The organism is Streptomyces sp. NPDC050625 (genome assembly GCF_040654755.1).
GTDB lineage: Bacteria > Actinomycetota > Actinomycetes > Streptomycetales > Streptomycetaceae > Streptomyces.
The window spans coordinates 1-7,871 of record NZ_JBFAIQ010000084.1 but is presented as its reverse complement, the minus strand read 5'-3'; the positions used below and the strand labels follow the sequence as shown (position 1 = coordinate 7,871).

General features: G+C 74.9%; 1 protein-coding gene. It reads right to left on the bottom strand.

Translation table 11 applies throughout. The features are described 5' to 3' along the window. A partial coding sequence (locus AB0I54_RS47625; protein WP_363302664.1) for a type I polyketide synthase occupies positions 1–7,871 on the bottom strand: 7,871 nt, incomplete at both ends.

Below are 7,871 nucleotides of genomic sequence, written 5' to 3'. Positions count from 1 at the left end.
TGACCGATGTTGGACTTCAGCGAGCCCAGCCACAGGGGCTGTCCTTCGGGCCGCTCCCGGCCGTACGTGGCGAGCAGCGCCTGCGCCTCGATCGGATCCCCCAGCCTCGTCCCCGTACCGTGTGCCTCCACCGCGTCGATGTCGGCGGCGGTGAGGCCCGCGGAGTTGAGTGCCTGGCGGATGACCCGCTGCTGCGCCGGACCGTTGGGCGCGGTCAGGCCGTTGGAGGCGCCGTCCTGGTTCACGGCGCTCCCCCGCACCACCGCCAGGACCTCGTGCCCGTTGCGGCGGGCGTCGGACAGCCGCTCCACCAGGAGCATGCCGACACCCTCGGCCCAGCCGGTGCCGTCGGCGCCGGCGCCGAACGCCTTGCACCGACCGTCGGCGGAGAGTCCGCGCTGGCGGCTGAACTCCACGAAGGCCCGGGGGGTGGACATGACCATCACGCCGCCGGCCAGCGCCATGGTGCACTCGCCGTTGCGCAGTGCCTGGATCGCCCAGTGCAGGGCCACGAGCGACGACGAGCACGCCGTGTCGACGGTGACGGCCGGTCCTTCCAGGCCGAGGGTGTAGGCGATGCGGCCGGACATGATGCTCGCGGAGTTGCCCGTGCCGAAGAAGCCCTCGGAGTCGTCGATCGCGTGGAAGGCCTGGGCGGCGTAGTCCTGGTAGCCGGAGCCGACGAAGACCCCGGTACGGCTGCCGCGCACCGACTCCGCGTCGATGCCCGCCCGCTCGAACGTCTCCCACGTGGTCTCCAGCAGCAGGCGCTGCTGCGGATCCATCGCCACGGCCTCACGCGGGCTGATCCCGAAGAAGGCGGAGTCGAACTCCCCTGCCTCGTAGAGGAATCCACCGCGGCGCGTGTATGTCTTGCCGGACGCGTCCGGGTCCGGGTCGTAGATGCCGTCCACGTCCCAGCCGCGATCCGCCGGGAACTCGCCGACGGCGTCGCCACCGGAGGCGACCAGCTGCCACAGGTCCTCGGGCGAACGCACCGCGCCCGGGTAGCGGCACGCCATGCCTACGATCGCGATGGGGTCGTCGTCCTCGGCGGGCGCGGCGGTCGCTTCCGGTGCGGCCGCGGCAGTGAGGCCGGTGAGTTCGGTGCGTAACTGCCGTGCGAGTGCCTGGGCGTTGGGGTGGTCGAAGACCAGTGTGGCGGGCAGTGCGAGGCCGGTTTCGGCGTTGAGCTTGTTGCGCAGTTCGACGGCGGTCAGGGAGTCGAAGCCCAGGTCCTTGAAGGCTCGGTCGGCCTCGACCTCGCCGGCGCCGGTGTGGCCGAGGACGGCTGCCGCGTGCGTGCGGACGAGGTCGACCAGCAGCGCGTGCTGCTCGGTCTCGGGCATCCCGGTGAGGCGGTCGGCCAGGGGCGAGGTGGTGGCCGTCCGGGGCTCGCCACCAGTGCTGCCCACGGTGAGGATCCGCTCGGCCTCCGGGAGGTCGCCGAGCAGGGCGCTCGGGCGGCCCATGGTGAACGGTGGCAGGAACCGCTCCCAGTCGATGTCGGCCACCGTGGCGGTCGCCTCGCCGGAGTCCAGTGCCTGCCGGAGGCCGGCCACGGCGTGCGCGGCGGGCATCGGGATCAGGCCGCGGCGGCGCAGTCGTTCATCCGCGCCGTCGGCCTCGGCCATGCCGCCGCCGGCCCACGGGCCCCAGGCCACGGCGGTCGCCGGCAAGCCTTGGGCCCGGCGGCGTTCGGCGAGTCCGTCGAGCAGGGCGTTGGCCGCCGCGTAGGCGGCCTGGCGGCCGCTGCCCCACACGCCGGCGATGGACGAGAAGAGGACGAAGGCGTCGATTTCCCGGTCGGCGAGGAGCGCGTCGAGGTGCAGGGCGCCTGCTGCCTTGGCGGACAGCACGTCGGCGAAGGCGCCCGGCGTCATGGACTCCAGCGGCTCCAGGTGGTCCACGCCTGCCGTGTGGACGACGGCGTTCACCGGATGCTCGGCGAGCAGCGCGGCGAGCGCCTGACGGTCGGCGACGTCGCACGCGGCGACGGTGACACGGACACCCGTCGCCTCCAGCTCCGCGACGAGACCCGCAGCACCCGGCGCGTCGAGGCCGCGGCGGCTGGTGAGCACCAGGTGTTCGGCACCGGCACCGGCGAGCCAGCGGGCGACGTGCCCGCCCAACGCACCCGTACCACCGGTGATCAGCACCGTGCCCCGCGGCGACCACCGCTGCCCGGCCCGGGTGTTACGGCGGGCGGCGGTGTGGGACAGCCTGCGGCCGAACACGCCTCGGGCGCGGATCGCGACCTGGTCCTCCGCCGACTGGCCGAGCACCGCGGCGAGTCGGCCGGCGACCCGGCCGTCGACCGTGGCCGGGAGGTCGATCAGACCGCCCCAGCGCGGCGCGTGCTCCAGCGCGGCGACCCGGCCGAGACCCCAGACGGCGTTCTGGGCGGCGCTCGGCACCGCGTCCGCCCGGCCGGTGGACATGGCGGACCTGGTCAGCGCCCACAGCGGGGCGTCGATGCCCGCGTCGCCCAGGGCCTGGACGAGGGCGAGGGACAGCACGGTGCCGACGGAGAGGGCCGGGTGGGTGGCATGGGGCCGCTCGTCGGTGCCGAGCAGGGAGATCACACCGTCGACCGGGGTCTCACGGACGGCGTCGCCGAGCTGTCGCAGCAGTGCGCCGCGGTCGGCGGCCCGGTCGACCGCCACCGGGATCAGCCGGGCCCCGCGGGCGGCGAGCCCGTCCGCGACGGCGGCGGTCCACTCGGCGGCCTCGGTGTCCTTGCCGTCCTCGGTGACTTCCGTGTCCTCGGTGACCAGGAACAGCCAGTCGCCCGGCAGTTCGTGCGCCCGGAGGCCGCTGAGCGGCTTCCAGCCCGTGCGGTAGGTCCAGCCTTCCACGGCGGACTCCCGGCGCTGCTGTCGGCGCCACGCGGACAGCCGGGGCAGCACCGCGACCAGCTGCTCGGCGGGCAGGTCGAGGGTGGCGGCCAGGGACTGGGCGTCCTCGCGCTCCACCGTCTCCCAGAACCCGGCCTCCACGGCGTCGGTCCCCGAGACGGCGGCGGCCGTGGGCGCGGTGGTCTCCAGCCAGTACCGCTGGTGCTGGAAGGCGTAGGTGGGCAGGTCGGCGCGCCGGGCGCCGCGGCCGGCGAAGAACGCCTGCCAGTCGACGGGGACGCCGTGCACGTGGAGTTGCGCGACGGCGCCGGTGATCGCCTCGGGCTCGGGGATGCCGGATCGTACGGAGGGAAGGGTGACCGCGCCGTCCAGGCAGCCCTGGGCCATGGCACTCAGCACGCCGCCGGGGCCGGTCTCCACGAACGTGGTCACACCCAGCTCGCCCAGGGTCCGGATCCCGTCGGCGAAGCGTACGGCCTCGCGGACGTGCCGTACCCAGTAGTCCGCGGTGTACGCGTCGATGAGCTCACCGGTGAGGTTGGAGACGACGGGCGTGCGGGGCGTCTCGAAGCGCAGACCGCCGACGACGCGGGCGAAGTCCTCCAGCATCGGGTCCATCAGCGGCGAGTGGAACGCGTGGCTCACGGTGAGCCGGGAGGTCTTGCGGCCCTCCCGGGCGAAGAGGTCCGCGACGGCCGCTACGGCGTCCTCGGTTCCCGAGACCACGACGGACTGGGGGCCGTTGATCGCCGCGATGTCGGCGTCGTCCGTGAGGTGCGGCAACACCTCGTCCTCGGTGGCCTGTACGGCGATCATCGTCCCGCCGGCGGGCAGGGCCTGCATCAGCGCGGCACGAGCCGTCACCAGTGCGGCCGCGTCCTCCAGCGACAGGGCCCCGGCCACGTGCGCGGCCGCGATCTCGCCCACGGAGTGCCCGGCCAGGTAGTCCGGCCGCACGCCCCACGACTCCAGCAGCCGGTGGACGGCGACCTCGTGCGCGAACAGCGCGGGCTGGGTGAAGGCGGTGCGGTTCAGCTCATCGCCGTCCTCGTGACCGCTCTCGCCGAAGGCCACGTCCCGCAGCGGCCGGTCGAGATGCCGGTCGAGATGGGCGCACACCTCGTCGTACGCCTCCGCGAAGGCCGGGAACGCCTCGTACAGCTGCCGCCCCATGCCGATGCGCTGCGAACCCTGCCCGGAGAACAGGAACCCGACCTGGCCGGCGTCGGCGCGGCCGAGGACGACGCCGGGAGCGGATGCCCCCGAGGCCAGGGCCCGCAGGCCCTCGGCGATCCGGCCCCGGTCGGCACCGACCACGGCCGCCCGGTATTCCAGGGCGGCCCGGGTGGTGGCCAGCGAAAAGCCGACGTCGGTGAGGGACGGATCGGCGCCGTCGGCGATGAGGGACAGCAGGCGCTCGGCCTGGGCGCGCAGCGCGGCCTCGGACTTGCCTGACAGTATCCACGGCACGGTCGCCAAGGCGACCTCGACCGGTGCGACGGCGGCCCGTTCGGCCACCGGGGCCTGCTCGATGATGGTGTGGGCGTTGGTGCCGCTGACCCCGAAGGACGACACGGCGGCCCTGCGCGGGCGGTCCGTCTCCGGCCAGTCGACGGCCTCGGTCAGCAGCCGCACCGCGCCCGCCGACCAGTCCACGTGGGGCGTAGGCTCATCGGCGTGCAGCGTCCGCGGCAGGACGCCGTGGCGCATCGCCATCACCATCTTGATCACACCGGCCACGCCGGACGCCGCCTGGGCGTGACCGATGTTGGACTTCAGGGAGCCCAGCCACAGCGGCCGGTCCTCCGGCCGCTCCTGGCCGTATGTGGCGAGGAGCGCCTGCGCCTCGATCGGGTCACCCAGAGCGGTGCCCGTACCGTGCGCCTCCACCGCGTCGACATCGGCCTCGGTGAGCCCGGCGGAGGCCAGGGCCTGCCGGATGACCCGCTGCTGCGCCGGACCGTTCGGCGCGGTCAGGCCGTTGGACGCACCGTCCTGGTTGACCGCGCTGCCCCGCACCACCGCCAGGACCTCGTGGCCGTTGCGAACGGCGTCGGACAGGCGCTCCACGAGCACCACGCCCACGCCCTCCGCCCAGCCGGTGCCGTCCGCGTCCGCGCCGAACGCCTTGCACCGTCCGTCGGCGGACAGCCCGCGCTGCCGGCTGAACTCCACGAACGCGGCGGGTACGGCCATGACGTTGACACCGCCCGCGACGGCCATCGTGCTCTCGCCGCCTCGCAGCGACTGTATGGCCAGGTGCAGGGCGACCAGCGACGACGAGCACGCCGTGTCGACGGTGACGGCCGGGCCCTCCAGGCCGAACGTGTAGGCCACGCGCCCGGAGACGACGCTCGCGGCGCTGCCGGTGAGCAGGTGACCCTCGACGCCCTCGGGGACCTGCGGGAGGCCTGCGCCGTAGCCCTGGTAGGACATGCCGACGAACACGCCGGTGCGGCTGCCCTTCAGGGAGGCCGGGTCGATGCCGGCCCGCTCGAACGCCTCCCAGGAGGCCTCCAGGAGCAGGCGCTGCTGGGGGTCCATCGCGAGCGCCTCGCGCGGCGAGATCCCGAACAGTGCGGCGTCGAAGTCGCCCGCGTCGTAGAGGAAGCCGCCGTCGCGCGCGTACGTCTTGCCCGGGGTGCCCGGGTCGGGGTCGTAGAGGTCCTCGACGTCCCAGCCGCGGTCCTCGGGGAAGCCGGAGATCGCGTCGCCGCCGGACGTCACGAGCTGCCACAGGTCCTCGGGCGAGCCGACGCCGCCGGGGATGCGGCAGCTCATGGCCACGATCGCGATGGGTTCGTCGTCGGCGGCGGCCGTGCGCGGCTCCTGCTGCTGCGCGGCGCCCTGAGCGCCGAGCAGTTCGGCGCGCAGGAAGCGGGCCAGGGCCGTGGCGTTCGGATAGTCGAACACCAGCGTGGTGGGCAGCTTCAGGCCGGTGTCGGCCGTGAGCTTGTTGCGCAGTTCGACGGCGGTGAGCGAGTCGAAGCCTAGGTCGTTGAACGCGCGGCCGGGCTCCACCGCCGCGGCGCCGGCGTGGCCGAGCACGGCGGCCGCGTGCGTGCGGACGAGGTCCACGAGCGCGTGGTCCTGCTCGGCCGCCGGCAGCCCGGTCAGCTTGGCGGCGAGCGCGTTGCCGGCTTCGGCACCGCCGGAGGCCGGGGCCTCCAGGGCGCGGCGCGCCTCGGGCACGTCGGAGAACAGGGCGCTGGGGCGGGCGACGGTGAACGGGCCGATGAACCGCTCCCAGTCGAAGTCCGCGACAGTGAGGGCGGTCTCGCCGTCGGCAAGCGCCCGCTGGAGCGCGGAGACCGCGAGGGCGGGCCTCATGGGAGGCAGGCCGCGGCGACGCAGCCTCTCCTCCCCGTCGCCGACGCCGGCCATGCCGCCCTCGGCCCAGCCGCCCCAGGAGACGGCGAGCGCGGTGTGCCCGCGAGCCCGCCGGTACTCGGCGAGGGCGTCCAGGTAGGCGTTGGCCGCCGCGTAGGCGCCTTGGCCTGCGCCGCCCCAGATGCCCGCGCCCGAGGAGAACATGACGAACGCGTCGAGCTCCTGGCCGGCCAGCAGCTCGTCCAGGTGCGCGGCACCCGCGGCCTTGGCCGCCACCGTGCCGGCGAACCCGGCCGGGTCGGAGTCCTCGATCATGACGTGGTCGCCGACGCCGGCGGCGTGGACGACGGCGTTGACGGGGTGCTCGGCCAGCAGCCCCCGCAGGGCATCACGGTCTGCCGCGTCACAAGCCACGACGGTCGCGGCCGCGCCGAGCTCCTCCAACTCCGCGACCAGCTCCGCGGCACCGGGCGCCGCGGGGCCGCGGCGGCTGGCGAGCACCAAGTGCTCTGCACCGGCACCGGCGAGCCAGCGGGCGACGTGCCCGCCCAGCGCACCCGTACCACCGGTGATCAGCACCGTGCCCCGCGGCGACCACCCCTGGGCCGGGCCGGTGGGGCGAGCGGCCCGGACGAGCCGGCGCCCGAAGACGCCCGAGGCGCGGACCGCCACCTGGTCCTCGGCCGTCTGGCCGAGAACGGCGGCCACGCGGGCCGCGGTACGGGCGTCCAGCAGATCGGGAAGGTCGAGCAGTCCGCCCCAGCGCTGCGGGTGTTCCAGCGCCGCCGCCCGGCCGAAGCCCCACACCTGCGACTGCAGCGGGCGGTCCACACGGTCTGAGCGGCCGGTGGCTACCGCGCCGCGTGTGGCGCACCAGAGCGGGGCGTCGACGCCCGCGTCGCCGAGCGCCTGCACCAGGCAGAGGGTCGCGGCGAGGCCGTGCGACAGCCCGGGACGGCTGGCCGAGGCACTCTCGTCCTCGGCGAGCAGGGACAGCACGCCGGCCACCGGGCCGACGCCGGCCAACTCGCGCGCCAGCGTCCCGCGGTCGGTGCCGGGCCCGGCGACAAGCGTCACCAGTTCCAGGCCGCGCTCGCCGAGCGCGGTGCGGACCGAGGCGGTCCACTCGCTCTCCCCCGCCACGACGAGCAGCCAGGTCCCGGACGCGCCGGGCTGCGGGAGCGCGCCGAGCGGCTTCCACGTGACGCGGTAGCGCCAGCCGTCGACCACGGACTGCTCGCGGCGCTGACGGCGCCACGCGGACAGCCGGGGCAGGAGCGCGCTCAGCGAGGCGTCCGTGTCGACGCCCAGAGTCGCGGCGAGGGACTCCGCGTCCTCGCGCTCCACGCTGTCCCAGAAACCCGAGTCCGCCGCGTCGGCCGGGGTGTCGGCGGTGGCCAGGTCCTCGTCCCCTTCCAGCCAGAAGCGCTCGCGCTGGAAGGCGTAAGTGGGCATGGTGACGCGGTGAGCGCCGGGGAAGAGCGCCTGCCAGTCCGGGGAGACGCCGCGCACGTGCAGTTCGGCGAGCGCGGTGAGGACGGCCTGCTGTTCGGGGCGGTCACCGCGCAGGACCGGCACGGCAACCGCGTCGTCCGCGCACGCCTGCGCCAGGGCGCTGAGGACGCCGCCGGGGCCGATCTCGACGAACGTGGTCACGCCCAGCTCGCCGAGGGTCTCGATGCC